Source organism: Pseudomonas sp. Con_6 (genome assembly GCF_059379395.1).
The window spans coordinates 6,458,872-6,485,041 of record NZ_CM182011.1 but is presented as its reverse complement, the minus strand read 5'-3'; the positions used below and the strand labels follow the sequence as shown (position 1 = coordinate 6,485,041).

Below are 26,170 nucleotides of genomic sequence, written 5' to 3'. Positions count from 1 at the left end.
CCACTGTCGTGCCCCTACCCAGCAACTACTCCCCCGATTCCCCCGTCCCCGACCACCAGCGCATCTTCGGTGCCCGTGACCTGTTCTCCCTGTGGTTCTCCCTCGGCATCGGCCTGATGGTCCTGCAGACTGGCGCCTTGCTCGCGCCGGGCCTGGGTCTGGCCGGGTCGATCCTGGCGATCGCCATGGGTACCCTGGTCGGGGTCCTGCTGCTGGCAGCGGTCGGGGTGATTGGCAGCGACACCGGACTCTCGGCCATGGCCGCGCTGCGCCTGAGCCTGGGCAAGCACGGAGCGGCCTTGCCAGCCGTGCTCAACCTGCTGCAACTGATCGGCTGGGGCTCGTTCGAGATCATCGTCATGCGCGACGCCGCCAGCCTGCTCGGCGCCCAGTCGTTCGGTGAAAACAGCGCGTGGAACAGCCCACTGCTATGGACCCTGTTCTTCGGCGGCCTGGCTACTCTGCTGGCAGTCAGTGGCCCGCTCACCTTCGTCCGCCGGGTCCTGCGCAAATGGGGCATCTGGCTGCTGCTCGGCGCTTGCCTGTGGCTGACCTGGAACCTCTTCGCCAAGGCCGACCTGGCCGCGTTGTGGGCCCGCGCCGGTGACGGTTCGATGTCGCTGGCGGTGGGCTTCGACATCGCCATCGCCATGCCGCTGTCGTGGCTGCCGCTGATCGCCGACTACTCGCGTTTCGGCAAGCGCGCCAGCCGGGTGTTCGGCGGTACCGCGCTGGGCTTCTTCATCGGTAACTTCTGGCTGATGAGCCTGGGCGTGGCCTACACCCTGGCCTTCGCCCCGAGTGGCGAGGTCAACGCATTGCTGCTGGCGCTGGCCGGTGCTGGCCTGGGCATCCCGCTGCTGCTGATTCTGCTGGACGAATCCGAAAACGCCTTCGCCGATATCCACTCGGCGGCGGTGTCCAGCGGCTTGCTGCTGCGCCTGAAGGTGGAGCACCTGGCGCTGGCGATCGGCATCGTCTGCACCCTGATCGCCTGCTTTGCGCCGCTGGCGCAGTATCAGAACTTCCTGCTGCTGATCGGCTCGGTGTTCGCGCCGCTGTTTGGCGTGGTGCTGGTGGATCACTTCGTGCTGCGCAGCCGTCGCCTGCCGGCGCGGGTCGGATCACTGCACCTCGGCGCCGTGCTGGCCTGGGCTGGCGGCGTAGCCGCCTACCACCTGCTGGCCAACTACGCGCCGGATGTCGGCGCGACCCTGCCGGCGCTGCTGCTGGCAGGGCTGTTGCACGGGCTGTTCAGCTTCAGCCGCGGCCGGGAAACAGTTCCGGCCTGATCACGCCGTTCAGGCGCGGGTAGGGGATTTTCAGTTCGACGTGGCCCATGGCGTAGGGCGCAATGGCGTACACGTCGTACTTGAGCACCACCGCGCCATAGGTCAGGGCGATGTTCGAGGTTTTCTGGAAGGGCCAGTTCTTCACGAATTCCGGGTCCTGATCCAGTTTATTGGCGATCAGCCAGCCGCGGTGAGCTTCCTCCACGGTCTTCCAGAAGGTGGCTTCCTGACCCGGCACCAGCATGTCCTGCAGGGTCAGGACCTTCTCCTGTTGCCGCGACCAGTTGATGAAGGCCCGGCCCGGCATGCCGTGGGCGCCACCGGTGTCCCGATAACTGGACAGCTCGATGATCACCAGTCCGTCATGCTGCTCGCGTACCTTGGCCTGCAGGTAAGTGCTGTTGCGGCTTTCGGCCGAACGCAGGAAGCGTTCCTCATAGGCCTTGAGCGACGCCGGCAACGGCGCGCCAGGCTCGTCGCGGGTCAGTTGCAGCAGTCCACGCTCGATGATGCCATCGAGCCGCGGCTCCGCCGGAAACTGCAGCGTGTCGATGTTCACCAGCGGACAGTCGCTGGCGCTGCAACCGGGCTTGATGTGCTCCCAGGCCTCGCGCTTGACCTCCAGAGGTTTGCGCATGTTGGTCTGGAAGACGCTCTGGCATGCCCCCAGGGCAAGGGCCAGGACAGCCACGGTAGTCAGTTTGACAAGAGTCATGATGATCCTTCTGGAACAACGGTGATCGGCCTTGGACCGTCGGCATGGCCGTCGGTTCGCCACTAGACTGGAATAGACGGGCGGTGCCTATCCTCGCAGTCTCCGGGTTGACTTTAAAGAGGGTGAAAGCCGAGGGTACGCGGAGTAGGATTGCCCGACGCTGTACGTGAGGTATCGAGGATTTCCATGACAGACAAGTTGAACACCGTCCCCACTGCCGTCGACATCGTTCGCCGCGAGAACTGTTTCCAGGGGTTCTACCGGCTCGACCGGGTGCACCTGCGCCACGAACTGTTTGCCGGTGGCATGGGGCGCGAGATCAGCCGTGAGCTGTTCGTCCGCCATGATGCGGTGTGCGTGCTGCCCTATGACCCGCAGCGCGACGAAGTGGTGTTGATCGAACAGTTTCGCGTCGGAGCTCTGGACAAGACCGCCAACCCGTGGCTGGTGGAACTGGTCGCCGGTCTGATCGACAAGGATGAACAGCCGGAAGACGTTGCACACCGCGAGGCGCAGGAGGAAGCTGGACTGACCTTCTCCGCGCTGTGGCCGATGACCCGGTATTTCCCGTCTCCCGGCGGCAGCGACGAGTTGGTCCATCTGTACCTCGGTCGTTGCAGCAGCGAGGGGGCTGGCGGGCTGCATGGTCTTGAAGAAGAGGGCGAAGACATCCGCGTGCGGGCCTGGGCGTTCGAGGATGCCCTGCAGGCCGTGCGCGATGGGCAGATAGCCAATGCGGCGACGATCATCGCCCTGCAATGGCTGGCTTTGAACCGAGATGAAGTCAGGGGGCTGTGGTCGTGAATCTTGTACGCGAGCGTTATCGGGTCGATCTGGTCGGTTTGCAGGCTGCCTGCGAAGCCAACTACGCGCGCCTGATGCGCCTGCTGCCGGACATGCGCAGTGCCACCAGTTCGCGGCGCATCGGCATGACCCAGGGCGACCAGATGCTCGGCGTGCTCGCCCTGGACGTGGTACTGGCCTGTCCGTATACCACTACCCTGCGCGTGCGCCAGGAGCACAGCCTGCCGTGGTTGCCGGTACCGCAGCTGGAAGTGCAGGTCTATCACGACGCACGCATGGCCGAGGTGGTCAGTGCCGAACACGCTCGTCGCCTGCGCAGCATTTACCCGTATCCCAACACGGCGATGCACCAGCCGGACGAAAAAGCCCAGCTCAACCTGTTTCTCGGCGAATGGCTGAGCCACTGCCTGGCCTGCGGTCATGAAATGGAAGTGGTTCGCTGAAATGTGACGGCCGTCGTGGTGCTGGTTTGATCCTCCGATTCTTCCCCACCATAATCGTCGAGGATTCCCACAAGGAGACGGCCCCTTGCCGCAAGCAACCCCCTCATTCGGTGCCCCGGTTCGTCTGGTGCAGCTTTCAGACAGTCATCTGTTCGCCGATGGCGAGGGTTCACTGCTGGGCATGAATACCCGTGACAGCCTGCAACGGGTGATCGATCAGGTGCTCGCCGAGCAGCCGCGGATTGACCTGGTACTGGCCACCGGTGATCTTTCCCAGGATGGTACGGAAGCGTCCTACCAGCATTTCCGCGACATGACCGCCGTCATCGGCGCCCCGGCGCGCTGGCTGGCTGGCAATCATGACGAACCGCTGCCGATGGAGCGCGTCGCGTCGGGCACCGACCTGCTTGAGCCGGTCACCGACATCGGCAACTGGCGGGTGATCATGCTCGATTCGTCGATCCCTGGCAGTGTCCCGGGGCGTCTCGAAACCGACCAGTTGCAATTGCTCGACCAGGCTTTGAGCAGCGCCGGCGGGCGCCATTGCCTGGTGTGCTTCCATCATCAACCGATCTCCATCGACTGTGCCTGGATGGCGCCCATCGGCCTGCGCAATCCCGAGGCACTGTTCGCCACGCTGAAACCTTATCCACAGGTGCGTGCGTTGCTCTGGGGACACATCCACCAGGAATGGGACCAGCAACTGGACGGCCGGCGCCTGCTCGCCTCGCCCTCGACCTGCATCCAGTTCGCCCCGCGCAGCGAGGACTTCCAGGTCGACGACCAGACCCCCCCCGGTTACCGCTGGCTGGTCTTGCACGATGATGGCCGCCTGGAAACAGGGGTCTCCCGGCTGAAGGATTTCGCCTTCACCGTGGACTACGGCAACGGCTACTGAAGTATCAAGCAAACGCTAAAGCTGAATCATTTCCCGGTTATCAGGCTAAACTGCGCGTCTTTGCGCCCGCCACCGCGGGCGGTTCATGGACTTCCCGGGGGCGAAATGTCGGGCTCGATCCTTTACATCCATGGTTTGAACAGCTCGCCGAGCTCGATGAAGGCCAGCCAGTTGCAGGCGGTGATGAAACGCATCGGCCTGTCCGGCCAGCTGCGTGTCCCGGCGCTGCATCACCATCCGCGCCAGGCTATCGCCCAGCTGGAGGCGGATATCGCCGAGCTGGGCCGGCCGTTGCTGGTCGGCAGTTCCCTCGGCGGCTACTATGCCACCCATCTGGCCGAGCGCCACGGGCTCAAGGCGCTGTTGATCAACCCGGCGGTCAACCCGCACCAGTTGTTCGACGGCTACCTGGGCACCCAGGTCAACCACTATAGCGGCGAGACCTGGGAGCTGACCCACGACCACGTCACGGCCCTGGCCGAGCTGGAAGTACCGGCACCGGTCGATGCAGTGCGTTACCAGGTATGGCTGCAGACCGGCGACGAAACCCTGGATTATCGCCGCGCCGAGCGCTTCTATCGGGCCTGCGCCCTACGCATCGAAGCCGGTGGTGACCACAGCTTCCAGGGCTTCGCCCTGCACCTGCCAGCTCTGCTGGCCTACGCAGGGATTGACGCACATACGTATCAAAGTCTCGATTTTTCTGTATTTTGATTGACTATTTTCACCCACGAATGACGACGAGAACCCATGGCCAATCCCAGCGCTAGCGCCTATAACGCAGACGCCATCGAAGTCCTCTCGGGCCTTGACCCGGTACGCAAGCGTCCGGGCATGTACACCGACACCAGCCGCCCCAACCACCTGGCCCAGGAAGTCATCGACAACAGCGTCGACGAAGCCCTGGCTGGCCACGCCCGTTCGGTGCAGGTGATTCTTCACGCCGACCATTCCCTGGAGGTCTGTGACGACGGTCGCGGCATGCCGGTGGATATCCACCCGGAAGAGGGCGTGTCCGGGGTCGAGCTGATCCTTACCAAGCTGCACGCCGGCGGCAAGTTCTCCAACAAGAATTACCAGTTCTCCGGCGGTCTGCACGGCGTCGGCATCTCGGTGGTCAACGCCCTGTCGACCCAGGTGCGGGTGCGGGTCAAGCGCGACGGCAACGAGTACCAGATGACCTTCGCCGATGGCTTCAAGGCCAGCGAACTGGAAGTCATCGGCACCGTGGGCAAGCGCAACACCGGCACCAGCGTGTACTTTGCGCCGGATCCCAAGTATTTCGACTCGCCGAAATTCTCCGTCAGCCGGCTCAAGCACGTGCTCAAGGCCAAGGCCGTACTGTGCCCGGGCCTGACCGTGACCTTCGAGGACAAGAGCTCCGGCGAGAAAGTCGAGTGGCACTACGAGGACGGCCTGCGCTCCTACCTGGTCGACTCGGTCAGTGAATACCTGCGCCTGCCGGATGAGCCGTTCTGCGGCAGCCTGGCCGGCAACAAGGAAGCTGTGGACTGGGCCCTGCTGTGGCTGCCGGAAGGCGGCGACGCGGTGCAGGAAAGCTACGTCAACCTGATCCCCACCGCCCAAGGCGGCACTCACGTCAACGGCCTGCGCCAGGGCCTGCTGGATGCGATGCGCGAGTTCTGCGAGTTCCGCAACCTGCTGCCGCGCGGGGTCAAGCTGGCCCCGGAAGACGTCTGGGAACGCATCACCTTCGTTCTTTCGATGAAGATGCAGGAACCGCAGTTCTCCGGGCAGACCAAAGAGCGCCTGTCGTCCCGCGAGGCCGCGGCCTTCGTTTCCGGGGTGGTCAAGGATGCCTTCAGCCTGTGGCTCAACGCCCACCCCGAGCTGGGCATGCAACTGGCCGAACTGGCCATCAGCAACGCCGGTCGTCGTCTCAAGGCGAGCAAGAAGGTCGAGCGCAAGCGCGTCACCCAAGGCCCTGCATTGCCGGGCAAGCTGGCCGACTGCGCAGGCCAGGACCCGATGCGTGCCGAGCTGTTCCTGGTCGAGGGTGATTCCGCTGGCGGTTCAGCCAAGCAGGCCCGCGACAAGGAGTTCCAGGCGATTCTGCCGCTGCGCGGGAAAATCCTGAATACCTGGGAAGTGGATGGCGGCGAAGTCCTGGCCAGCCAGGAAGTGCACAACATCGCCGTGGCCATCGGCGTCGACCCTGGCGCCGCCGACCTCAGCCAGCTGCGCTACGGCAAGATCTGCATCCTCGCCGACGCCGACTCCGACGGCCTGCACATCGCCACGCTGCTCTGTGCCCTGTTCGTCCAGCATTTCCGTCCGCTGGTGGAAGCCGGCCATGTCTACGTGGCGATGCCGCCGCTGTACCGCATCGACCTTGGCAAGGAAATCTACTACGCCCTCGACGAGGCCGAGCGTGACGGCATCCTCGACCGCCTGGTGGCCGAGAAGAAACGCGGCAAGCCGCAGGTCACCCGATTCAAGGGCCTGGGCGAGATGAACCCGCCGCAACTGCGCGAAACCACCATGGACCCGAACACCCGGCGCCTGGTCCAGCTGACCCTGGATGACTTCGAGCAGACCCGGGAAATCATGGACATGCTCCTGGCCAAGAAGCGTGCCAGCGACCGCAAGAGCTGGCTGGAAAGCAACGGCAACCTGGCCGAGGTCATGGCTTGATCCGTGTCCTGCTGGCCGGCCTGCTGGCGCTGCTCGCAGCGCCGGCCATGGCCGAGCCCTGGGCGGAGCTGAAGATGCTCTCCGAGCATCCGGTGGAGGGCATGCGCGGCGGCAACCTGTCCGGGCTGGCGCTGTGCAATGGCACCCTGTGGACAGTGTCCGACCGCGACGACGACCTGCTGTACAAGCTCGATACCACGGGTCAGGTCTGGCAGGCCGTAGGCGTACCGCTGGCGGTGCCGCCGGTGCCGGACGCCGGCTTCCCGCTGGGCCTGCGTTCGCGGCAGTGGGCTGCCTCGCTGGTGCGTGGCGGCGATCTCGATTTCGAGGGCGTGAGCTGCGACGCGGCAGGCAACCACTACATCGTCAGCGAAGCCCATGCCGCCGTGCTGCAGGTGCCGCTGGACGGTGAGCCGAACTGGCTGCGCATCGACCCGAGCATGATTCGCCAGGCCCGCGCCAGCGGCATGCTCCTGCATTTCAACGCACTCTTCGAAGGCCTCGCCGTCAGCCCGGCGGGCGATCGGCTGTGGCTGGCGGCGGAGCGCGAGCGCCGTGGCCTGCTGCTGGTGAATCGCCAGCAAAGCACCTGGACCTGCGGCGCTACCTGCGTCCTGCTCAGCGAAGCCGGCACCGAACTGCAACCCGAGCAATTCCCCCAGGCGCGGGAGGTCTCGCGGGATTTCTCCGACCTGGCGCTGTTCGACGGCAAGCTGTTCACCCTGGAACGCAACGCCTACCGCATCTGCCGGCGTGACCCGCAGACCGCGCAGGTCGAGCGTTGCTGGTCGTTCGCCGCCGATGCGCTGGTCGACTCGCGGCGCTACAGCCAGCCCTATGGCCTGGCCGAAGCGCTGGTGATCGACGCCGAGGGCGCCTGGATCGGCGTCGACAACAACGGCGGCACTCGCGCCGACGGTGAGGACCGGCCGATCGTCTGGCGCTTCGCCGCGCCGAAAGGCGGCTGGAGCGCGAAGAAATGAGCCAGACCCCGGGCCAGCGGATCGGGCGAGTGTTCATGGTGTTGGCCTGGGCCGCCGGGCTGTTTCTCGCCACGCGCTTCTTCGGCGCATGGGAGGACAAGCAGGCCAACCCCAACACCCAGCTCACCTCGCAGCACGGCGATGGTTTCGTCGAGGTGCGCCTGGCCAGCAACGGCCAGGGGCATTTCGTCGCGGATGGCCTGATCAACGGCCAGGCCGTGCATTTCATGCTCGACACCGGTGCCACCGACGTGGCGATTCCCGAGTCCCTGGCCCGCGACTTTGGCCTGGAGCGTGGCGCACCGGTAACCCTGAGCACCGCCAATGGCCGGACCGAAGGGTACCGCACCCGTCTGGACAGCGTGCAATTGGGCGATATCCTGCTGCGCGACGTTCGCGCCCTGGTGGTCCCCGGACTGGACGGCAACCAGGTACTCCTGGGCATGAGTGCCCTGCAACGACTTGAATTCACCCAGCGCGGCGGCACCTTGCTGCTGCGCCAGACCTTGAACTGATGAGGCCCGCATGAGCGACTCCCTTGATCTGAGCCTCGATGGCGTAGAGCGCCGGTCACTGGCCGACTTCACCGAACAGGCCTACCTCAACTATTCCATGTACGTGATCATGGACCGGGCCCTGCCGCACGTCGGCGACGGCCTGAAACCGGTTCAGCGGCGTATCGTCTACGCCATGAGCGAGCTGGGCCTGGATGCCGACTCCAAGCACAAGAAGTCGGCGCGTACCGTCGGTGACGTGCTCGGTAAATTCCACCCCCACGGCGACTCGGCCTGCTACGAAGCCATGGTGCTGATGGCGCAGCCGTTCAGCTACCGCTACACCCTGGTCGACGGCCAGGGCAACTGGGGTGCGCCGGACGATCCGAAATCCTTCGCCGCCATGCGTTACACCGAGGCGCGCCTGTCGCGCTATTCCGAAGTGCTGCTCAGCGAACTGGGCCAGGGCACTGCGGACTGGGTGCCGAACTTCGACGGTACCCTGGAAGAACCTGCCGTGTTGCCGGCACGTTTGCCGAATATCCTCCTCAACGGCACCACCGGTATTGCGGTCGGCATGGCCACCGACGTGCCGCCGCACAACCTGCGGGAAGTGGCCAGCGCCTGCGTGCGCCTGCTGGATGAGCCGAAAGCCACCGTCGAGCAGCTCTGCGAGCATATCCAGGGCCCCGACTATCCGACCGAAGCGGAAATCATCACCCCGCGTGCCGAACTGCTGAAGATCTACGAAAGCGGTCGCGGCTCGATCCGCATGCGTGCCGTCTATCGCATCGAGGATGGCGATATCGTCGTCACCGCACTGCCGCACCAGGTCTCCGGGGCCAAGGTGCTTGAGCAGATTGCCGCGCAGATGCAGGCCAAGAAGCTGCCAATGGTTGCCGACCTGCGTGACGAGTCGGACCACGAAAACCCGTGCCGCATCGTCATCATCGCCCGCTCCAACCGGGTCGACCTCGACGAGCTGATGCAGCACCTGTTCGCCACCACCGACCTGGAGTCGAGTTATCGGGTCAACGTCAACATCATCGGCCTCGACGGCCGGCCGCAACTGAAGAACCTGCGTGCGCTGCTGGTGGAGTGGCTGGAATTCCGCATCGCTACCGTTCGTCGCCGCCTGAAGTTCCGCCTCGACAAGGTCGAGCGTCGCCTGCACCTGCTGGACGGTTTGCTGGTGGCGTTCCTCAACCTCGACGAGGTGATCCATATCATCCGGACCGAGGAGCATCCGAAACAGGCGCTGATTGCCCGCTTCGAGCTGACCGAGATCCAGGCCGACTACATCCTCGAAACCCGTCTGCGCCAATTGGCGCGGCTGGAAGAGATGAAGATCCGCGGCGAGCAGGAAGAACTGCTGAAGGAACAGGCCAAGCTGCAAGGCCTGCTGGGCAGCGATGCCAAGCTGCGCAAGCTGGTGCGTAGCGAGCTGCTCAAGGACGCGGAAACCTACGGCGATGACCGTCGCTCGCCGATCGTCGCTCGTGCCGAGGCCAAGGCGCTGTCGGAAAACGAGCTGATGCCGACCGAGCCGGTCACCGTGGTGCTGTCGGAAAAAGGCTGGGTGCGTTGCGCCAAGGGCCACGATATCGATGCCACCGGCTTGTCGTACAAGGCGGGCGATGGCTTCAAGGTGGCGGCGGCGGGGCGCTCCAACCAGTTCGCCGTGTTCATCGACTCAACCGGGCGCAGCTATTCGGTCGCGGCTCATACCCTGCCGTCGGCACGGGGCCAGGGCGAGCCGCTGACAGGCCGTCTGACGCCGCCGCCGGGTGCGTCCTTCGAATGCGTGCTGCTGCCGGACGACGAGGCGCTGTACGTCATCGCTTCCGACGCGGGCTACGGCTTCGTGGTCAAGGGTGAAGACCTGCAGGCCAAGAACAAGGCGGGCAAGGCCCTGCTCAGCCTGCCGAACGGCGCGAAGGTACTGGCACCGCGGCCGGTGGCCGATCGCGAGCAGAACTGGCTGGCAGCGGTGACCACCGAGGGGCGCTTGCTGGTGTTCAAGATCAGCGACCTGCCGCAACTGGGCAAAGGCAAAGGCAACAAGATCATTGGCATACCCGGTGATCGGGTCGCCAGTCGTGAAGAATATGTCACGGACATGGCGGTACTCTCCGACGGAGCGACCCTTGTATTGCAGGCCGGCAAGCGTACCCTATCGCTCAAGGGTGAGGACCTGGAGCACTACAAGGGCGAGCGTGGGCGCCGTGGCAACAAGTTGCCGCGTGGCTTCCAGCGGGTCGACGCGCTGTTGGTCGACAGTCCGGAGTAACTGTCTTACATGCCCGGAAACGCTATTCCTACGCGTTCCGGGCGTAAATACTGGAGTCATGCCGCAAATTCGCGGATGATAGGCCCCCTGCGGTGCCAGCGTGGCTGGGTGCCCGAATGAATTCGTAAGTATCGCTGCGGTGCCGTGTGGTGGCCGCCTGGATGGGATGATGACTTTTCTGCGCCTTCCATTTGTTCTACTGCTGACGGGCGTATTGGGCCTGGCCGGGTGCAGCATGCACCAGCCGGTCGCGCTCTATCAGCTTGACAGCGGCGCGCCGGGGCAGCCGAAGCAGAGCGCCGGCATGGCGGTGGTACTGGGGCCGGTATCGGTCGCCGACTACCTGCAACGGGAAACCCTGCTGCAGCGCCAGCCGGATGGCAGCCTCACCGCAGCGACCGACGGTCGCTGGGCCGGCAGCCTCTCCGCCGATATCGATCAATTGCTGGTACGCCAGCTGGCCTGGCGCCTGGACAGCCAGCGGGTGGTTCTGGCCCCGGCCAGTACCGGTTTCAACCCGGATGTGCAGGTGCTGCTGTCGATCACCCGCCTGGATTCCGGGGCCAACCAGCCGGCGATCCTTGATGCGCAATGGCGTCTGCTCGATCGTCGTGGCCAGGTGCGTGACAACCGCATCGTTCACCTTGAGCAGCCGCACAGCGGCAGTTCGTCGGCGCAGGTGCAGGCCCAGGGCCAGTTGCTGCAGCGCCTGGCCGAACAGCTGAGTACCGCGGTGAAGCCGCTGGCCAACCAGCCGGCACTCGCTGAGGAAGCTCCGCCGAAGAAACCGGCCGCGCCGGTGCAGGTGCGCAAGGAGCCGGAGAAGCCGAAGATCCCGATGGCTTCGCCGATTCGCACCGATATGGAAGTGTTCCGCTTCTGAGGTTGCACCAGACATGAAAAAGCCCGCAGCGATGCGGGCTTTTTCATTGGACTTGAGATTGTGGGTGATTTCACTGGCCTCATCGCTGGCAAGCCAGCTCCCACAGGTACAGTGCAAACCTTGAGAACACTGCAGTTTCTCAGGGGTTGGCAAGCAGCATATGCCTTCAGATCGCCGCTAACCCTGTAGCTGGCTTGCCAGCGATGAGGCCATCAGCAGCACCCGATGGCTCAGCTCTTCACTTGCCGCTCATGCATCCGCGCCAGCTGGCGCTCCAGCATCGACGGATAAGGCTCCATCAACCGCTCCACACAGCAAGCCCCCTCGGGACTGGCAATCGGCCGGATCCGCGCGCGCTGGCGAATCAGTGCGTCATCGCTGATCTTGCGTTCCACCAGCAGCAGGTTGCGGCTGTGCTGCGACAGGGCCAGGGCGTCCTGGGCCTTCTCGGTCAGCAGCAGGTCGATCTGGCTCAGGCCCTGCAGGTCTTCACCCAGTGCCAGGCCCAGTTGCAACTGCAGGGTGATGCCGCTGTCGGCCACTTCCACTTGCAAGGCATGCCCCAGCGCCCGCAGCAGCTCGCCGCAGCAGATGGCGTTGGTCAGGTAGTCCTCGCCGCTTTCCTGGCTGTGGAACAGCAGCAGGGTGCTACCGTCGTTCAGGGTTTCCACTTCGCCTTCATACAGCGATGCGGCCTGGTCCAGGCAGTCGCGGTAGCGGTCCAGCAGTTCGGTCAGACGCGTACGGGGCAAGCGCCGAAGTTGTTCCTGGGAACCCAGTTGCACAGCAAGCACCGCACTCTTCTGCGGTTCCCGTGGCGCGGCCGGCTTCGCTGAGGTGGCGGTGGCAGGGGCAGCCATGTCGCCCAGGTCGGCAAAGGCGTCGTCGTCCTCGTCTTCTTCTGCTTCGATGCTGCGTGCTTTCGGACGGGCGACTGGTGGCGCCTCGTCGAAGCCCGGATCACGCAGGTCACGCACTTCGAACGGCTCGGCGTCTTCTTCGAAGTCGTCCTCGACCTCCGGCTCCGGCTCGACTTCCTTCGGCGGCGGGGCGAAGCGTGCGTGCAGTTGGCGGGCAAGGTCGCCGATCTCGTCCTGGCGCTCGGTGGCCGGGGTGTATTCGTCGAGGTCACGCAGCCACACCCGCAGTTGCAGCAGCGGCGTGGAGACGTAGCGGCCGAGGCGCAGACTCATGGTCAGCGCCAGGGCCAGCAGGATGCCGGCAAGGATGCCCATGCTCTGCAGGCTGATGGTCATCGGCTGCTGGAACTGGCTCATGTCCAGGCTGATGCGCAACTGCCCGGCGGTGACGTCCTGGAAGGTGATCTTGGTCTGGTACAGGCCCTCGGCCTCGCCCAGCAGGCTGTTCTTCGGACGCTGCCCGGCCTCGGCGAGGATGCGGTTGTCCACGCTGTAGATGGCGGCATGGGCCACCAGCGGGTTCTTCACCAGATTGCCGAGCAGCACATTGAGGCTGAGGATGTCGTTGGACACCAGCAGTTCGGTGGCGGAGGTCGCGGTCTGAGTGGTCAGGCTCTGCCCGAGGGCGTCGGCCTGTTCATGCATGGCTTCCTTGAACTGCAAACCCATAACGCAGGCGTAAATCACCAGCGCCAAGGCAACCAGGAAGATGTTGTGGCAGGCGATGCGCAATGCCAGTGGCACGCGACGCTGACGCAGGGCACGAAAGATCAGCAGGAAGAAATTGTCGGTTTTGACGGGCGTGGGCCGGTTCACTGAGCGCGGCTCTTTATGACGGAGAAATTGCTGCGCAGTATAGCGAGCGACCCTCGGACGGCAAAGCATCGACTGCGCCCGATGGTCTGCAAAAGGCGGTAGAATGCGTATTTTTTGCACGTCCTGGAGCCCGTCTTGCGCGAAATCGTCTTGATCAACATCACCGGTGAGGACCGTCCCGGTCTGACCGCGGCCATTACCGGCGTCCTGGCCCGTGGCGGTGTGAATATTCTCGATATTGGCCAGGCGGTGATCCATGACACCCTGTCCTTCGGCATCCTCGTCGAAATCCCCGCTACCGAGCAGGGTTCCTCGGTGCTCAAGGACCTGCTGTTCACCGGCTACGAGCTGAACCAGCAGGTGCGCTTCACCCCGGTGTCCGAAGACGACTACCGTAACTGGGTGGCCAACCAGGGCAAGCCGCGCCACATCGTCACTCTGCTGACCCGCAAGGTCACCGCCGAGCAGTTGCAGCGCGTCAGCTCCATTACTGCGCAGTACGGCTTGAACATCGACCATATCGACCGCCTGTCCGGTCGCGTGGCGCTGGACACCCCGGCGGAGCAGGGCAAGGGGTGCATCGAGTTTTCCGTGCGCGGCGAGCCGGCCGACCCGCAGGCGCTACGTGCCGAGTTCCTCAGCGTGGCCCAGGAGCTCAATGTCGACATCGCTTTCCAGCAGGACTCCCTGTTCCGCCGCAACCGCCGCCTGGCGGTGTTCGACATGGACTCGACGCTGATCGAGGCCGAGGTGATCGACGAGTTGGCCAAGGCCGCCGGCGTCGGTGAGCAGGTCTCGGAAATTACCGAGCGCGCCATGCGCGGCGAGCTGGACTTCCGAGCCAGTTTCAAGGAGCGCCTGGCGCTGCTCAAAGGCCTGGACGTCAACGTGCTGGACGAAATCGGTGCCTCGCTGCGCCTGACCGAAGGCGCCGAAACCCTGTTTGCCGAACTCAAGCGCCTGGGCTACAAGACGGCCATCCTCTCAGGCGGCTTCACCTATTTTGCCAAGCAATTGCAGGCCAAGCTGGGCATCGACTATGTGTTCGCCAACGAGCTGGAAGTGGTCGATGGCAAGGTCACCGGTGTCGCCATCGAGCCGATCGTCGACGCGCAGCGCAAGGCGGACCTGCTTGCCGAACTGGCGCGCAAGGAAGGCTTGCAGATGGAGCAGACCATCGCCGTGGGAGACGGCGCCAACGACCTGCCGATGCTTGGCATCGCCGGCCTGGGCGTGGCCTTCCGCGCCAAGCCGCTGGTTCGCCAGTCGGCCAAGCAGGCGATTTCCACCTTGGGTCTGGACGGCGTGCTCTATCTCCTGGGCATGCGCGATCGCGAAGGAAATGCGTGATAGAGCGAACGGTTCTAACCATTCGTCCCTTGCGCCCTGACGTTCTTTGAGCGGCGGCTAGGCTTGCTCGCGTGCGGCCCGTTCCCGAGGGTCGCACGGCCGGTCCGGAAACTGGCCGGTCCCCACCAGCAACTTCAAGGAGATGAAGTTCATGGCGATTACGAACAAGTACGCAGTTCAAAACCAATGGGGTGGCAACAGTGCGCCGTGGCATCCAGGTGGAACCTGGAAACTCGGTGCGCGGGACAATCAACACGTGGTAGCCATCGATATCCGTTCCGGTGATGGCGGTGTGACTTTCAAGGGCAACATGACCTATTCGGGCGAAGGCCCGATTGGCTTCAAGGCCAAGCGTGTCGCGCAAAACCGCTACGAAGTCCAGAACCAGTGGGGTGGCAACGATGCCCCTTGGCATCCGGGTGGCGAATGGGTCATTGGCGGCCGTGACAACCAGAGCGTCGTCGCCCTGAGCGTCAAGTCCAACGATGGTGGCAAGAGCCTCGATGGCACCAACACCTATGACAACGAAGGGCCGATCGGCTTCCGTAGTCATCTGGAGTAAGGCGTCGGGTTGAAGAACCGCCCCCTCTGCCGGGGGCGGTTTTTCAGCGGCAAGCTGCAAGTTTCAAGCTGCAAGAAAAAGCAGCGACGCAGCTCTCGCTTTTTCTTATGGCTTGCAGCTTGAAGCTTACGGCTGCCCTCAAGCCTTGGGCAGCGCCAGGCACTGCCCCATGGACACCGCAGAACCTGCGCCCAGGCTCTCGGCCCACTTCACCTGCTCCGGTCCGAACAGCACGATGGCGGTCGAGCCCAGCTTGAAGCGACCCAGCTCCGCACCTTTCTCCAGGTGGATCGGCGCGCGCGACGCTTCGTCGTAGCGGAAGGTTTTCAGCTCACGCTTCGGCGGGGTGACCAGACCGGCCCATACCGTCTCGATCGAGGCGACGATCATCGCGCCCACCAGCACTACGGCCATCGGGCCGCGCTCGGTATCGAACAGGCAGACCACGCGCTCGTTGCGAGCGAACAGCTCGGGAACGTTTTCCGCAGTGGTCTGGTTCACCGAGAACAGACGACCCGGGACGTAGATCATTTCCCGCAGGGTGCCGGCCAGAGGCATGTGCACGCGGTGGTAGTCCTTCGGCGACAGGTACACGGTGGCGAACTCGCCGCCCATGAACGGCGCGGCATTGGCCGGGTCACCGCCGAGCAGTTCCTGGGCGCTGAAGCTGTGACCCTTGGCCTGGAAGATGCGACCGTGCTCGATTGGGCCGAGCTGGCTGATGGCACCGTCGGCCGGGCAGAGGATCGCGCCCGGGGTCTCGTCCAGCGGGCGGGCGCCTGGCTTCAGGGCGCGGGTGAAGAAGTCGTTGAAGTGCTCGTAGGCGGTGATGTCTTCTACCAGGGCCTGGGACATGTCCACCTGGTAACGCTTGGCGAACCATTGGGTGAACGCGTTCTTGAACCAGCGCACGCGGCATTCGGCGACGCAGCCGGCCAGGCGCGAAAGCAGGTGGTGGGGCAGCAGGTACTGGCTGATGATGAACAAACGGGATTTCATTGGGTTTCCTTAAACTTCGACGGGCGTGTCCGGATGGTTGCCCCATTCGCCCCAGGAGCCGGCGTACGCCTTGACCCGTGGGTAGCCCAGGTGCTTGGCCACCAGGTAGGTGAAGCCCGAGCGGTGGTGTGTCTGGCAGTGGGTGACCACTTCCTTGTCCTTGCTGATGCCGAGCTGTTCGAGAATCTGCGGCATATCCTTGCGAATGCGCAGGTTGTCGTTGAGGTCCATGCCGGCGGTCCACTCGAAATTGACCGCGCCGGGGATGTGCCCGCCCTTGGCGGCCAGGACCTTGTCGCCGCGGTACTCGCCGGGGCTGCGCGCATCCCAGATCGCCAGGTCGGCAGCGCCGAGACGGCTTTGCAGGTATTCGCGGGTGGCCGTCGGCTCCTCGTGCAGGGCCAGATGCACCGGTCCGCCGGCCGGGGCCGGTACCTCGGTGCTCAGCTTGTTGGCCGGCCAGGCCTGCACGCCGCCGTTCAAGTAGTGGTAACGGGTATGACCGATGACATCCAGCAGCCAGATGAAGCGTCCAGCCCAGCCGCCGCCTTCGTCGTCATAGACCACATAGGTGGCGTTGGCACGATGGCCGAGTTCGCCGAACAGCTTTTCCAGCTCGGCCTTGGCCGGTGCCAGGCCCGGCGCCGGTGGCTGGCCCAGTTGCGTGCGCTTGGGATCGACGAAGCGGGCACCGGGGAGATGGCCGCTGCCGTAGCGATTGGCGCTGGTCAGGTCGACCAGGATCAGTTCCGCCGAATCGAGGCGCGGCAGCAGGTCTGCCGGTTCGATCACCAGGGGCAAGCCAGAAAAGTCGGTCATCCAGAGACTCCAGATCGGAACAGAGGGTGGCGATTGTAACGCAGGGTCAGGCGCTACGGTTGCTGAAGGTGGCGAGGGCGCGCTCGAGGCACTGCGCGGTCTTGCCGAAGGCCTGCACGCTGACTTCCGAGAACGGTCCGCCGCCCTGGTCGGCCATCAGCACCATTACCACCTTGCCGTTGTTCGACAGCGAACGCAGCAGCAGGTGTTCGCCGCGAAACAGCGCGCGCAGACTGGTGGGTAGCAGGGCGGAGAACTGGGCGTGGTTCTGTGGGGTCAGGCGCAGTTGGGCGGACTGGGTCAGCAGGCGTTGCAGCAGCTTGCTCTGGGTCACCGGTACGGTGAGGTTGGCGGCCTGTTGCGGCAGCCCGGCCAGTTGGTGGACGCGCAGGAAGCTCTGGGTCTTGTCGCTCATCAGTAGCAGCACGCGCTTCATCCCGCAGGCCTGCAGGGCTTCGCGGGCGTAGGAAGTCAGATGCATGGCGTTGGAGAACGGTGTGGGTTCGCTCAACAGCTCGGCGCAGAACTTGCTCCAGTTGCCCAGTGCCTTGCTGTCGGGGGTGTCGGCTTGCTGCATGCCGCGGGGAATGTAGCGGGCGTTCGCCGGCCAGAGCAGCATCTGTGCCGGATGAAACACGCCGTCCAGCGCGTGCTTGCGCGCACTCTGCGCCGCCTGCTGATGGCTTTGGCTCTGGACTTCCTCCAGCGACGCCTGCAGATAGAGGCTGATCAGTTGTTGCCAGCGCCGGATGTGCGTGCCAGTCCACGCATGCTGCGCAGACAGGGCCAGGCCGTTGGCCAGCAGCACGGTATTGGCCGGATGGTTGAACCAGCGGCGCAACGCCGGGTCGGCGTCCAGCTTCTGTTGCTGGCGCAGTGGGCTCTTGTGGTCGCGGGCGATGTGCATGACCCTGGCCAGCGAGCGGCGCTCCTCCTGCAGCAGGTGGTAGCCCTGGGTGACCCAGGTTGGCAGGCGCCAGAACTCGGCCAGCGCCTGGCACAGGCCGAGCAAGCGTACACCGAACAATTCCCGCTCTACTTTCGGTGCCGGCTCGCCGCGGTGCACCACGCGCACTTCCCATTCCTCCAGCAATTGCGGATGAGTCAGGGCCAGCGGCCACAGCGGCGAAAGGAACAGCAGGCTGCCCCAGTGGATGTCCTGCCAGAGCCGCGCCAGGCGACTGGCGAACAGACCGCTGGCCTGCTGGCTCGCATGCTGGCTGATCATCTGCAACTGACGCAGCGCCAGGGGAATCTCTTCGACCGGCGCAGTGTGCAGGCGCTCTACCAGCGACTCGACCCGGGCCAGCCCCAGGCGGTTGAGGGCGACTTCGAGGTTCTCCGCCGGTTCGGCGATGGTGGCGTGGGTATGCCGATTTGCTTCGCGCATCACACTGAGAACCAAAGCCGGACTATCCTGCATGACTTCGGCAATGTCGCGCAGCGAGCGGCGACTGTCCGCGATCGCCGCTTTCACGCGGTCGTGGCTGTGACAGGGAACCGGAAGGTGAGTGCCATCCAGTAGTTTGATCCAGGCGTCGAGGGACTTCGGAGTGGTAGTTGGCACGATGGTTTCACTAGGCATGCTGGAAGTGGGCCAAGCTGGCTTTTCGCCTTCGCTGGCTATAGTCTGGCGCAGAACTGCCGATAAGTAGAAGAAGAGTTTTACGAACTTCCGTCCCCGACCCGAGACCCGACAGTAAGTACTTTCTACCTATGGCTAAAATTATCGGCATCATCGTCGTATTCGCGAGCGTGCTTGGCGGATATGTTCTCTCCCACGGCAAGATCGCGGCCCTGATCCAGCCTTTCGAGGTGCTGATCATCGGCGGTGCCGCATTCGGTGCGTTCCTCCAGGCCAACCCTGGCTATATGACCATGCACGTGGTGAAAAAGTCGCTGAGCATGTTCGGCAGCCGCTTCTCCCACACCTTCTATATAGAAGTGCTTGGCCTGGTCTACGAGATCCTCAACAAGAGCCGCCGCGAAGGCATGATGGCGATCGAAGGCGACATCGAGGATGCCGCTGCCAGCCCGATCTTCGCCAAGTACCCGGCGGTGCTGAAGGATGAGCGCATGACCGCGTTCATCTGCGACTACCTGCGGATCATGTCCACCGGCAACATGGCACCCCATGAACTGGAAGGCCTGTTCGACATGGAATTGCTGAGCCTGAAGGAAGAGCTGGAGCACCCGTCCCACGCGGTGACCGGTATCGCCGACGGCATGCCCGGCTTCGGTATCGTCGCGGCAGTACTGGGTATCGTGGTGACCATGGCCTCCCTCGGCGACGGCGACCAGAAGTCGATCGGCCTGCACGTGGGTGCGGCGCTGGTCGGTACCTTCTTCGGTATTCTCGCGGCGTACGGCTTCTTCGGCCCGCTGGCCAACTCGCTGGCCCACGATGCCAAGGAAGAGCTGAACACCTACGAGGCGATCAAGGCTTCCCTGGTGGCCTCGGCTTCCGGCATGCCGCCGTCGCTGGCGGTCGAGTTCGGACGCAAGGTGCTCTATCCGAAGCACCGTCCGAGCTTCGCCGAGCTGGAACAAGCAGTCCGCGGTCGCTGATCCATGGAAAACAATCAGCCGATTATCATCAAGCGCGTCAAGCGCTTCGGCGGCGGCCATCACGGCGGTGCGTGGAAGATCGCCTTCGCCGACTTCGCCACGGCAATGATGGCGTTCTTCCTGGTGCTGTGGCTGCTGTCCACGGCGACGCCGGAACAGAAGATCGCCATCGCCGGCTATTTCAAGGACCCGATCGGGTTCTCGGAAAGCGGCACGCCGTACATCATCGACCTCGGTGGCTCGCCGGAGCTTGCGCCGGAAAAGACCATCAATCCGGAGCAGAAGGCCGAGCCGACGCCGGACAGTAGCGTGGTCAGCCCCGAGCAGGCCGAGAGCCTGGCCGAGCAGGTGGAGCGCGAACGTCTCGAACTGGTCTTGCAGGAACTGCAGAACAAGGTCGAGCAGAGCCCCGAGCTGCAGAAGTTCAAGGACCAGATTCTCTTCGAGATCACCCAGGATGGCTTGCGCATCCAGATCGTCGATAACGAGAACCGGCCAATGTTCGACCTTGGTAGCGCGCGCCTGAAGCCGTATTTCGAAGACATCCTGCTAGCGATGGCCGACACCATCAAGACGGTGCCGAACAAGATCAGCGTCAGCGGCCATACCGACGCCAAGCCGTATGCCGGCACCGGCGAGTTCGGCAACTGGGAGCTGTCGGCCAACCGCGCCAACGCCGCACGGCGTGCGCTGGTTGCCGGTGGCTATCCGGATGGTCAGGTGGCGCGGGTGGTGGGTTATGCCTCGTCGTCGCTGTTCGACCGCGAGCATCCGCTGAACCCGGTCAACCGCCGTATCGATATCGTCGTGCTGACCAAGAAGGCCCAGCGCGCCATCGAGGGTGAGCAGAGCGCGCCGGACAACGGCACGCCGCAGGATCCGGCTGCACCAGGCGCCGCACCGGGCACGGCTCCCGCCCCGCAACCGGAGGCCGAGCCGCTGCAACCGCAAGAGTTGCGTCAGAAGCTGAACATCTTCGAGGACGGCACGCTGAAGATGGATGAGCCCGGCAAGCAGCAGTAAGCGCGCCGGGTAATGAAAAACGCCCGCCCGGAGTGATCCGGGCGGGCGTTTTTTTGAGCTGGAAAAATGGGGGGCAGAGCCCTTGGGGCCGCAAAGCGGCCCCTGGCATTTCCTAGAAGCCCCGTCGCAGTCGGGCCTTCAGGTCGGTGTGGAAGAACTCCGCATTGTTGCGATTGGTCTCCCCACCATCCTTGCTGATCGTCCGGCGAAACGTCTGCTCGTCGTGATAAGCACTGACGAACAGATCGATATGCTCGCGCCGGGTCAGGCTCGGCCAGCGCTCCAGGTAGCCCGGCAGGGCGCCTTCGCATTGGTAGAACGCCAGCCGGCGATTCAGCTGGGTGGCGCTGCCCAGGCTGAAGGGGATCCACCATTCATCCACGCCACCCTGGCCGAGCACGGTGATCATGTGGGTGCAGGCATTGATATTGGTGTTGAGCAGGGTGCAGATATCGTCGGTGGTCTGCTGTGCCTGCGGATCGAACAGTTCGAGGCAGGTATTGATGCCTTCGAGCTTGAGTCGTTCGTTGATCACGAATGCGTCGAGGCGATCAGGGTGGCGGTAGCTGATGAATACAGGCATCACGAGGCGTCCTTTCGGGTGAAAGCGGCGACGATCAGTGAATTCCTTCAGCCCGGCAATAGATGGCTGGAAACAAAGAATAGTCCTACGTTTCCGTATGAAATGCCCTACGGATGCACCCTACGAGCACGGGTGCATCCGTTGTGCGGATCAGTAGGTGTCTTGCGGCAGGCTGGCGATGATCGAGCGGTAGCTATTCATCCGCTGCTGCTGGATGCGCCCGTCTTCCAGTGCCTTGAGCAGGGCGCAGCCGGGTTCGCGGTCGTGCTTGCAGTCGCGGAAGCGGCAGGTGCCGAGCAGGTCGGCGAACTCGATGAAGCCGGCCTCGACATCGTCGCGACTGACATGCACCAGGCCGAATTCACGGATACCCGGGGAGTCGATCAACTCGCCGCCACCGGGGAAGTGGTACAGGCGGGCGGTGGTGGTGGTGTGCTGGCCCTGGCCGGACCACTCGGACAGCGCGCCGACCCGGGTCTGCACCTCAGGCAACAGGCTGTTGACCAGCGACGACTTGCCCACCCCGGACTGGCCGACGAACACGCTGATGTGGCCGTCGAGCACCTTCTGCAATTGCTGCATGCCGTCGCCATGGTGCGCCGACACTTCCAGCAACGGATAACCCAACTGTCGATAGACCGCGAGCAGTGCGTTCAGCGCCGGGCCGTTCTCTTCATTGATCAGGTCGGCCTTGTTCAGCAGCAGCAACGGGCGGATGCCAGCGTGCTCGGCGGCCACCAGGTAGCGGTCGATAAGGTTGGCGTGGGGTTCGGGCGCCGGAGCGAAGACGATCACGATCAGGTCTACGTTGGCCGCTACGGGCTTGAGCTGGCCACGGCTGTCGGGCCGGCACAGCTCGGTGCTGCGCGGCAGTTGCGCGACGATCACGCCGATGCCCTGGTTGCCGGCACGCCAGACCACGCGGTCGCCGGTCACCAGTGCCGGCAGGTTGGCGCGCAGGTGGCAACGGAAGACCTCGCCGGCCTCCTGGCCATCGTCGGCCTCGACCTCAACCTGCACGCCGAAGTGGGCGATCACCAGGCCAGTCTGTTCCGGACCCAGGTCGCCACCCTCGAGCACCTCCAGGGCGCGCTCCTCACGTTTCGCGGCGCGGGCGGCGCGCTCTTCCTGGATCTTTTCGATGCGCCAGTTCTGGCGGCGATTGAGCTGGCGTTTGGCCATGAATGTCTCGTCGTTAAAGCGGGGATATTGAAACGGCGTCGAGTTTAGCACGCCCCACTAGGCTAAACTGCGCACCTACCGAGGAGCCCAATCATGCAGAACCCGCAGAATCTGATCTGGATCGACCTGGAAATGACCGGTCTGGACCCTGACCACGATGTCATCATCGAGATGGCCACCATCGTCACCGACAGCGATCTCAACACCCTGGCCGAAGGCCCCGTGATCGCGATCCACCACAGCGACGAAGTCCTTGCCCGCATGGACGACTGGAACACCCGCACCCACGGCGCCTCCGGGCTGACCCAGCGGGTGCGCGAGAGCACCATCGACATGGCTGCGGCCGAAGCGCAGACCATTGCCTTCCTGGAGCAATGGGTGCCGAAGGGCAAGTCGCCGATCTGCGGCAACAGCATCTGCCAGGACCGCCGCTTCCTGTACCGCCACATGCGTTCGCTGGAAAACTATTTCCACTACCGCAACCTTGATGTCTCGACCCTGAAGGAACTGGCGGGTCGCTGGGCGCCGGAGGTCAAGGACGGCTTCAAGAAGGGCAGCACCCACCTGGCGCTGGATGATATTCGCGAGTCGATTGCGGAACTGCAGCACTACCGGAAGTACTTCATCAAGTTCTGACTGACGAGCCTCGATCCGGAGGCTGGTAGAGAACCCTGTGGGAGCTGGCTTGCCAGCGATTGCGCCCGACCTGACAGCATCAATGGTCCTGCCGGCCTCATCGCTCTCCCACAAGGATCGAGGTGTTACCACTGGTGCCCCCTTTTGGTGCCAGCAGCAACTGGTTAGACTGCGCGCCCCTTTCCCCCGGACCCGCACCATGCTGTTGATGCTCTACCTCATCGCCATCACCGCCGAAGCCATGACCGGCGCCCTGTCCGCCGGGCGGCGGGGCATGGACTGGTTCGGCGTGGTGCTGATCGCCTGCGTCACCGCCCTGGGTGGCGGGTCGGTGCGCGACGTGCTGCTGGGTCATTACCCGCTGACTTGGGTCAAGCATCCGGAATACCTGGTGCTGACCAGCGTCGCGGCGCTGTTGACCATCTTCATCGCCCCGCTGATGCGTCACCTGCGCTCGCTGTTCCTGGTGCTTGACGCTCTGGGTCTGGTGGCGTTCACCCTGATCGGCTGCATGACCGCGCTGGAGCTGGGCCACGGCATGCTGGTGGCGTCCATCAGCGGCGTGGTCACTGGCGTGTTCGGGGGTATCCTGCGTGACATCTTCTGCAACGACATCCCGCTGGTGTTCCGCCGTGAGCTGTACGCCAGCGTGTCCTTCGCTGCGGCCTGGTGCTACATGGGCTGCATCTACCTCAAGCTGCCGGCTGAGCAATCGATCTTGATCACTCTGTTCGGTGGATTCCTGCTACGCCTGCTGGCGATCCGTTTCCACTGGGAAATGCCCAAGTTCCACTACAACGACGAGCACTGACGTTCGGCGTGTTGCCTGAGCGCCCATTCCACGTGCTCGCGGACCAGTTCCGACGGGTAATCGCGGCGAGCGTTCAGGGCTTCCAGCACGGGAATGGTCGACGGCGCGTTGCCCAGTCCGACGGCCAGGTTGCGTAGCCACCGCTCGTAGCCGGCTCGGCGCAGCGGCGAGCCTTCGGTGCTGGCGAGAAAGCGCTCCTCATCCCACAGGAACAGTTCCGCCAGGCCGGCGTTGTCCAGGCCGTGGCGCGGCTTGAAGTCGTTTTCCGCGGTGTCCTTGGCGAAACGGTTCCACGGACAGACGATCTGACAGTCATCGCAGCCAAACACGCGGTTGCCGATCATCGAGCGCAGTTCCTCGGGAATGGCGTTCTTCAGTTCGATGGTCAGGTAGGAAATGCAGCGCCGCGCATCCAGTTGATAAGGGCCGACGAAGGCGTTGGTCGGGCAGATGTCCAGGCAAGCGCTACAGCGCCCGCAGTGCTCGGTGGCCTGGGCGTCGTCCACCGGCAGCGGCAGATCGACGAACAGCTCGCTGAGGAAGAAGTAGCTGCCGGCCTTGCGGTTGAGCAGCAGGGTGTTCTTGCCGATCCAGCCTAGACCGGCCTGCTGGGCGATGGCCTTTTCCAGCACCGGGGCGCTGTCGACGAAGGCGCGGAAGCCGAACGGGCCGATTTCCTTCTGGATGCGCTCGGCCAGATGCTGCACGCGCTTGCGCACCAGCTTGTGGTAGTCGCGGCCGAGGGCGTAGCGGGAGATGTAGGCCGTTTCCGGCTGGGCCAGGCGCTGGGCCATCTGTGTGTCGCCAGGCAGGTAGTCCATGCGCAGCGAGACCACCCGCACCGTGCCGGGCACCAGTTCGTCGGGATGGGAGCGCTTGCTGCCGTGGGCACCCATATAGTCCATCTCGCCGTGGTAGCCGGCGGCCAGCCAGCGTTCCAGGTGCTGTTCGTGCTCGGCCAGATCCACACCGGCGATGCCGACGTGGGCAAAACCCAGTTCTTGCCCCCATTCCTTGATGGACTGGGCGAGGGCGGGGAGATCTATGGAAGAGGCGGACATGCGAAATAGGGCAATCAGGGGGCAGGTGCGTATAATTCTGCCAGACATCGGAGCCGAACGACGCATGCCTCAGACCAAACACCCTACACACGAGCCGCTGGTGCTCACCCGCGACACCCTGGCGCACCTGCCGGCGCGGGCAGCGACTGCCCATAAAGGTCAGTTCGGCCATGTTCTGGCGGTGGGCGGCGACCGCGGTACCGGCGGTGCCGTGCTGCTCAGCGCCGAAGCGGCCCTGCGCTGCGGTGCGGGCCTGGTGTCCCTGGCCAGTCGCCCCGAACACATGCCCGCCGCGCTGGCGCGTCTGCCGGAAGTGATGAGTCTTGGCGTGCATTCGGCCAACCAGTTGATGACGCCGATCGAGCGCGCCTCGGTGCTGATGGTCGGTCCGGGCCTGGGCCAGGCGGCCTGGGGCCGCAGTCTGCTGTCGGCGGTGGCCAGTTCCAGCCTGCCGCAGGTCTGGGATGCCGATGCCCTGAATCTGCTGGCCTCGTCGCCTATGGCGCTGGTGCGCGGCAGCATCATCACCCCGCATCCGGGAGAGGCGGCACGTCTGCTGGGGATTTCCACCGAGGCGGTGCAGGCCGACCGACCGGGTGCCGCGCGCAAGCTGGCGCGCAAATACAATGCAGTGTGCGTACTCAAGGGCGCCGGCACCCTGGTCGCCGATCCACACGGCCAGTTGGCCCTGTGCAAGCGTGGCCATCCGGCCATGGCCGGCGCCGGGCTGGGCGACGTGCTCACTGGTGTCCTCGGCGCCCTGCTGGCCCAGGACATGAGCGCCTGGGACGCCGCCTGTCTCGGGGTCTGGTTGCATGCCTGCGCCGGCGAGCGCCTGGGTGACCAGGGTCGCGGCCTGGCAGCGCACGACCTGGTCCCGTCTATTCGTCAGTTGTTGGAGGAGCATTCAGCGTGTCAGGCATAACCCTGTTTCTGGCCGATGAGCAGGCCATGGTCGACTTCGGTGCGCGTATCGCCCAGGTGACCCAAGGTCATGGTGTGATTTTTCTCGAAGGTGACCTCGGCGCGGGCAAAACCACCCTGTCGCGGGGCATCATCCGCGGCCTCGGGCATACCGGGGCTGTGAAAAGTCCTACATTTACTGTTGTGGAACCGTATGAAATTGGTGAAGTCCGAGCATTTCACTTCGACCTCTATCGTCTGGTCGATCCGGAAGAGCTGGAGTTCATGGGGATTCGTGACTATTTCGAGGGTGATGCCTTGTGTCTGTTCGAGTGGCCGGACAAGGGCGAGGGCATTTTGCCAAAGCCGGACCTGACCATTACCATAAGCCCCCAGGCAAGCGGCCGGTCGTTGAGCCTGTTGCCGCAAGGTGCTCGCGGTGAAGCCTGGTGTGCCGCTCTGGCCTTGGAATTCAAATAG

The 26,170-nt window shown here is 64.2% G+C and carries 26 protein-coding genes; 18 read left to right on the top strand and 8 right to left on the bottom strand.

Features of this window, described 5'->3' with window-relative positions; all coding sequences use genetic code 11:
* Positions 1-8 precede the first annotated feature (8 nt).
* The gene (cytX, locus tag AC5QPF_RS29315; protein ID WP_494961078.1) at positions 9-1,292 is read left to right on the top strand and encodes a putative hydroxymethylpyrimidine transporter CytX; all 1,284 of its coding nucleotides are present in this window, start codon (positions 9-11) and stop codon (positions 1,290-1,292) included.
* On the opposite strand, the gene AC5QPF_RS29310 is transcribed toward cytX, so the two are convergent.
* Positions 1,261-2,007, bottom strand: coding sequence for a DUF3298 domain-containing protein (locus AC5QPF_RS29310; RefSeq protein WP_494961077.1), 747 nt, complete (start codon positions 2,005-2,007; stop codon positions 1,261-1,263). The genes cytX and AC5QPF_RS29310 overlap by 32 nt on opposite strands.
* Positions 2,008-2,193: 186 nt before the next feature.
* On the opposite strand from AC5QPF_RS29310, the gene AC5QPF_RS29305 reads away from it, so the two are divergent.
* From AC5QPF_RS29305 to AC5QPF_RS29265, 9 genes are all read left to right on the top strand, one after another.
* Positions 2,194-2,811 (top strand): NUDIX domain-containing protein, encoded by a 618-nt coding sequence (locus tag AC5QPF_RS29305; RefSeq protein WP_494961076.1) that lies wholly within the window; start codon positions 2,194-2,196, stop codon positions 2,809-2,811.
* Positions 2,802-3,254 carry a DUF1249 domain-containing protein gene (locus AC5QPF_RS29300; protein WP_494961075.1) on the top strand — a complete coding sequence of 151 codons (453 nt, stop codon included), beginning with the start codon at positions 2,802-2,804 and terminating at the stop codon, positions 3,252-3,254. Before AC5QPF_RS29305 ends, AC5QPF_RS29300 begins: the two co-directional genes overlap by 10 nt.
* 85 nt (positions 3,255-3,339) lie before the next feature.
* Positions 3,340-4,152 carry a 3',5'-cyclic-AMP phosphodiesterase gene (cpdA, locus tag AC5QPF_RS29295; protein WP_494961074.1) on the top strand — a complete coding sequence of 271 codons (813 nt, stop codon included), beginning with the start codon at positions 3,340-3,342 and terminating at the stop codon, positions 4,150-4,152.
* 105 nt (positions 4,153-4,257) lie between these two features.
* Positions 4,258-4,866, top strand: coding sequence for a YqiA/YcfP family alpha/beta fold hydrolase (locus AC5QPF_RS29290; protein WP_494961073.1), 609 nt, complete (start codon positions 4,258-4,260; stop codon positions 4,864-4,866).
* 36 nt (positions 4,867-4,902) lie between these two features.
* On the top strand, positions 4,903-6,807 hold the full coding sequence (parE, locus tag AC5QPF_RS29285; protein WP_494961072.1) for a DNA topoisomerase IV subunit B: 1,905 nt from the start codon (positions 4,903-4,905) through the stop codon (positions 6,805-6,807).
* A complete protein-coding gene (locus AC5QPF_RS29280; protein ID WP_494961071.1) occupies positions 6,804-7,790 on the top strand; it encodes an esterase-like activity of phytase family protein in 987 nt (328 codons plus the stop codon). The genes parE and AC5QPF_RS29280 overlap by 4 nt, the downstream gene beginning before the upstream one ends.
* Positions 7,787-8,305 (top strand): TIGR02281 family clan AA aspartic protease, encoded by a 519-nt coding sequence (locus AC5QPF_RS29275; protein WP_494961070.1) that lies wholly within the window; start codon positions 7,787-7,789, stop codon positions 8,303-8,305. Before AC5QPF_RS29280 ends, AC5QPF_RS29275 begins: the two co-directional genes overlap by 4 nt.
* Before the next feature lie 10 nt (positions 8,306-8,315).
* A complete protein-coding gene (parC, locus tag AC5QPF_RS29270; protein WP_494961069.1) occupies positions 8,316-10,574 on the top strand; it encodes a DNA topoisomerase IV subunit A in 2,259 nt (752 codons plus the stop codon).
* A 169-nt stretch (positions 10,575-10,743) separates the two neighbouring features.
* Complete coding sequence (locus tag AC5QPF_RS29265) at positions 10,744-11,457, top strand: ABC-type transport auxiliary lipoprotein family protein (RefSeq protein WP_494961068.1); 714 nt, start codon at positions 10,744-10,746, stop codon at positions 11,455-11,457.
* Between the two features lie 230 nt (positions 11,458-11,687).
* Here AC5QPF_RS29265 and AC5QPF_RS29260 read toward each other — a convergent pair whose 3' ends face one another.
* Entirely contained in the window at positions 11,688-13,193 is a 1,506-nt protein-coding gene (locus AC5QPF_RS29260) for a histidine kinase (RefSeq protein ID WP_494961067.1), read from the bottom strand.
* A 135-nt stretch (positions 13,194-13,328) separates the two neighbouring features.
* Here AC5QPF_RS29260 and serB point away from each other — a divergent pair, with 135 nt between their 5' ends.
* Positions 13,329-14,543 (top strand): phosphoserine phosphatase SerB, encoded by a 1,215-nt coding sequence (serB, locus tag AC5QPF_RS29255; RefSeq protein WP_494961066.1) that lies wholly within the window; start codon positions 13,329-13,331, stop codon positions 14,541-14,543.
* Positions 14,544-14,694: 151 nt separating this feature from the next.
* Entirely contained in the window at positions 14,695-15,105 is a 411-nt protein-coding gene (locus AC5QPF_RS29250; protein ID WP_458979392.1) for a lectin OAA family protein, read from the top strand.
* Between the two features lie 138 nt (positions 15,106-15,243).
* Here AC5QPF_RS29250 and asd read toward each other — a convergent pair whose 3' ends face one another.
* The 3 genes from asd to AC5QPF_RS29235 are packed head-to-tail and all read right to left on the bottom strand — an operon-like array spanning position 15,244 to position 18,508.
* Positions 15,244-16,104 carry an archaetidylserine decarboxylase gene (gene asd / locus AC5QPF_RS29245; RefSeq protein ID WP_494961065.1) on the bottom strand — a complete coding sequence of 287 codons (861 nt, stop codon included), beginning with the start codon at positions 16,102-16,104 and terminating at the stop codon, positions 15,244-15,246.
* Between the two features lie 9 nt (positions 16,105-16,113).
* A complete protein-coding gene (locus tag AC5QPF_RS29240; protein WP_494961064.1) occupies positions 16,114-16,923 on the bottom strand; it encodes a rhodanese-like domain-containing protein in 810 nt (269 codons plus the stop codon).
* A 46-nt stretch (positions 16,924-16,969) separates the two neighbouring features.
* A complete protein-coding gene (locus tag AC5QPF_RS29235) occupies positions 16,970-18,508 on the bottom strand; it encodes an HDOD domain-containing protein (protein WP_494961063.1) in 1,539 nt (512 codons plus the stop codon).
* A gap of 131 nt (positions 18,509-18,639) precedes the next feature.
* Between AC5QPF_RS29235 and motA the strand changes: the two genes are divergently transcribed.
* The gene (gene motA / locus AC5QPF_RS29230; RefSeq protein ID WP_494961062.1) at positions 18,640-19,491 is read left to right on the top strand and encodes a flagellar motor stator protein MotA; all 852 of its coding nucleotides are present in this window, start codon (positions 18,640-18,642) and stop codon (positions 19,489-19,491) included.
* Positions 19,492-19,494: 3 nt separating this feature from the next.
* A complete protein-coding gene (gene motB / locus AC5QPF_RS29225; protein ID WP_494961061.1) occupies positions 19,495-20,514 on the top strand; it encodes a flagellar motor protein MotB in 1,020 nt (339 codons plus the stop codon).
* 112 nt (positions 20,515-20,626) lie between these two features.
* Here motB and AC5QPF_RS29220 read toward each other — a convergent pair whose 3' ends face one another.
* Both AC5QPF_RS29220 and rsgA read right to left on the bottom strand, forming a co-directional pair.
* A complete protein-coding gene (locus tag AC5QPF_RS29220; protein ID WP_494961060.1) occupies positions 20,627-21,097 on the bottom strand; it encodes a TIR domain-containing protein in 471 nt (156 codons plus the stop codon).
* Between the two features lie 150 nt (positions 21,098-21,247).
* Complete coding sequence (rsgA, locus tag AC5QPF_RS29215) at positions 21,248-22,279, bottom strand: small ribosomal subunit biogenesis GTPase RsgA (RefSeq protein ID WP_494961059.1); 1,032 nt, start codon at positions 22,277-22,279, stop codon at positions 21,248-21,250.
* A gap of 93 nt (positions 22,280-22,372) precedes the next feature.
* Here rsgA and orn point away from each other — a divergent pair, with 93 nt between their 5' ends.
* Positions 22,373-22,915: an oligoribonuclease gene (gene orn, locus AC5QPF_RS29210; protein ID WP_494961058.1), complete on the top strand. Its 543-nt coding sequence runs from the start codon at positions 22,373-22,375 to the stop codon at positions 22,913-22,915.
* A 199-nt stretch (positions 22,916-23,114) separates the two neighbouring features.
* Entirely contained in the window at positions 23,115-23,726 is a 612-nt protein-coding gene (locus AC5QPF_RS29205; protein ID WP_330077167.1) for a trimeric intracellular cation channel family protein, read from the top strand.
* Here the strand turns inward: AC5QPF_RS29205 and queG are convergent.
* On the bottom strand, positions 23,708-24,787 hold the full coding sequence (gene queG / locus AC5QPF_RS29200; RefSeq protein WP_494961057.1) for a tRNA epoxyqueuosine(34) reductase QueG: 1,080 nt from the start codon (positions 24,785-24,787) through the stop codon (positions 23,708-23,710). The two genes, AC5QPF_RS29205 and queG, sit on opposite strands and share 19 nt — an antisense overlap.
* A gap of 64 nt (positions 24,788-24,851) precedes the next feature.
* Here queG and AC5QPF_RS29195 point away from each other — a divergent pair, with 64 nt between their 5' ends.
* Together AC5QPF_RS29195 and tsaE are read left to right on the top strand one after the other, a co-directional pair.
* Positions 24,852-25,712, top strand: a complete 861-nt coding sequence (locus AC5QPF_RS29195) for an NAD(P)H-hydrate dehydratase (protein ID WP_494961056.1) — start codon at positions 24,852-24,854, stop codon at positions 25,710-25,712.
* The gene (tsaE, locus tag AC5QPF_RS29190) at positions 25,700-26,170 is read left to right on the top strand and encodes a tRNA (adenosine(37)-N6)-threonylcarbamoyltransferase complex ATPase subunit type 1 TsaE (RefSeq protein ID WP_330077170.1); all 471 of its coding nucleotides are present in this window, start codon (positions 25,700-25,702) and stop codon (positions 26,168-26,170) included. The genes AC5QPF_RS29195 and tsaE overlap by 13 nt, the downstream gene beginning before the upstream one ends.

What these genes read in the sequence shown, in the direction of transcription:
- AC5QPF_RS29275 (WP_494961070.1), top strand. Translation starts at nt 7,787, where the DNA reads ATGAGCCAGACCCCGGGCCAGCGGATCGGGCGAGTGTTCATGGTGTTG.
- AC5QPF_RS29310 (WP_494961077.1), bottom strand. Translation starts at nt 2,007, where the DNA reads ATGACTCTTGTCAAACTGACTACCGTGGCTGTCCTGGCCCTTGCCCTG.
- AC5QPF_RS29250 (WP_458979392.1), top strand. Translation starts at nt 14,695, where the DNA reads ATGGCGATTACGAACAAGTACGCAGTTCAAAACCAATGGGGTGGCAAC.
- asd (WP_494961065.1), bottom strand. Translation starts at nt 16,104, where the DNA reads ATGAAATCCCGTTTGTTCATCATCAGCCAGTACCTGCTGCCCCACCAC.
- motB (WP_494961061.1), top strand. Translation starts at nt 19,495, where the DNA reads ATGGAAAACAATCAGCCGATTATCATCAAGCGCGTCAAGCGCTTCGGC.
- AC5QPF_RS29195 (WP_494961056.1), top strand. Translation starts at nt 24,852, where the DNA reads ATGCCTCAGACCAAACACCCTACACACGAGCCGCTGGTGCTCACCCGC.
- AC5QPF_RS29290 (WP_494961073.1), top strand. Translation starts at nt 4,258, where the DNA reads ATGTCGGGCTCGATCCTTTACATCCATGGTTTGAACAGCTCGCCGAGC.
- orn (WP_494961058.1), top strand. Translation starts at nt 22,373, where the DNA reads ATGCAGAACCCGCAGAATCTGATCTGGATCGACCTGGAAATGACCGGT.
- AC5QPF_RS29240 (WP_494961064.1), bottom strand. Translation starts at nt 16,923, where the DNA reads ATGACCGACTTTTCTGGCTTGCCCCTGGTGATCGAACCGGCAGACCTG.
- rsgA (WP_494961059.1), bottom strand. Translation starts at nt 22,279, where the DNA reads ATGGCCAAACGCCAGCTCAATCGCCGCCAGAACTGGCGCATCGAAAAG.
- AC5QPF_RS29265 (WP_494961068.1), top strand. Translation starts at nt 10,744, where the DNA reads ATGACTTTTCTGCGCCTTCCATTTGTTCTACTGCTGACGGGCGTATTG.
- parE (WP_494961072.1), top strand. Translation starts at nt 4,903, where the DNA reads ATGGCCAATCCCAGCGCTAGCGCCTATAACGCAGACGCCATCGAAGTC.
- AC5QPF_RS29235 (WP_494961063.1), bottom strand. Translation starts at nt 18,508, where the DNA reads ATGCCTAGTGAAACCATCGTGCCAACTACCACTCCGAAGTCCCTCGAC.
- motA (WP_494961062.1), top strand. Translation starts at nt 18,640, where the DNA reads ATGGCTAAAATTATCGGCATCATCGTCGTATTCGCGAGCGTGCTTGGC.
- AC5QPF_RS29220 (WP_494961060.1), bottom strand. Translation starts at nt 21,097, where the DNA reads ATGCCTGTATTCATCAGCTACCGCCACCCTGATCGCCTCGACGCATTC.
- AC5QPF_RS29305 (WP_494961076.1), top strand. Translation starts at nt 2,194, where the DNA reads ATGACAGACAAGTTGAACACCGTCCCCACTGCCGTCGACATCGTTCGC.
- parC (WP_494961069.1), top strand. Translation starts at nt 8,316, where the DNA reads ATGAGCGACTCCCTTGATCTGAGCCTCGATGGCGTAGAGCGCCGGTCA.
- AC5QPF_RS29205 (WP_330077167.1), top strand. Translation starts at nt 23,115, where the DNA reads ATGCTGTTGATGCTCTACCTCATCGCCATCACCGCCGAAGCCATGACC.
- queG (WP_494961057.1), bottom strand. Translation starts at nt 24,787, where the DNA reads ATGTCCGCCTCTTCCATAGATCTCCCCGCCCTCGCCCAGTCCATCAAG.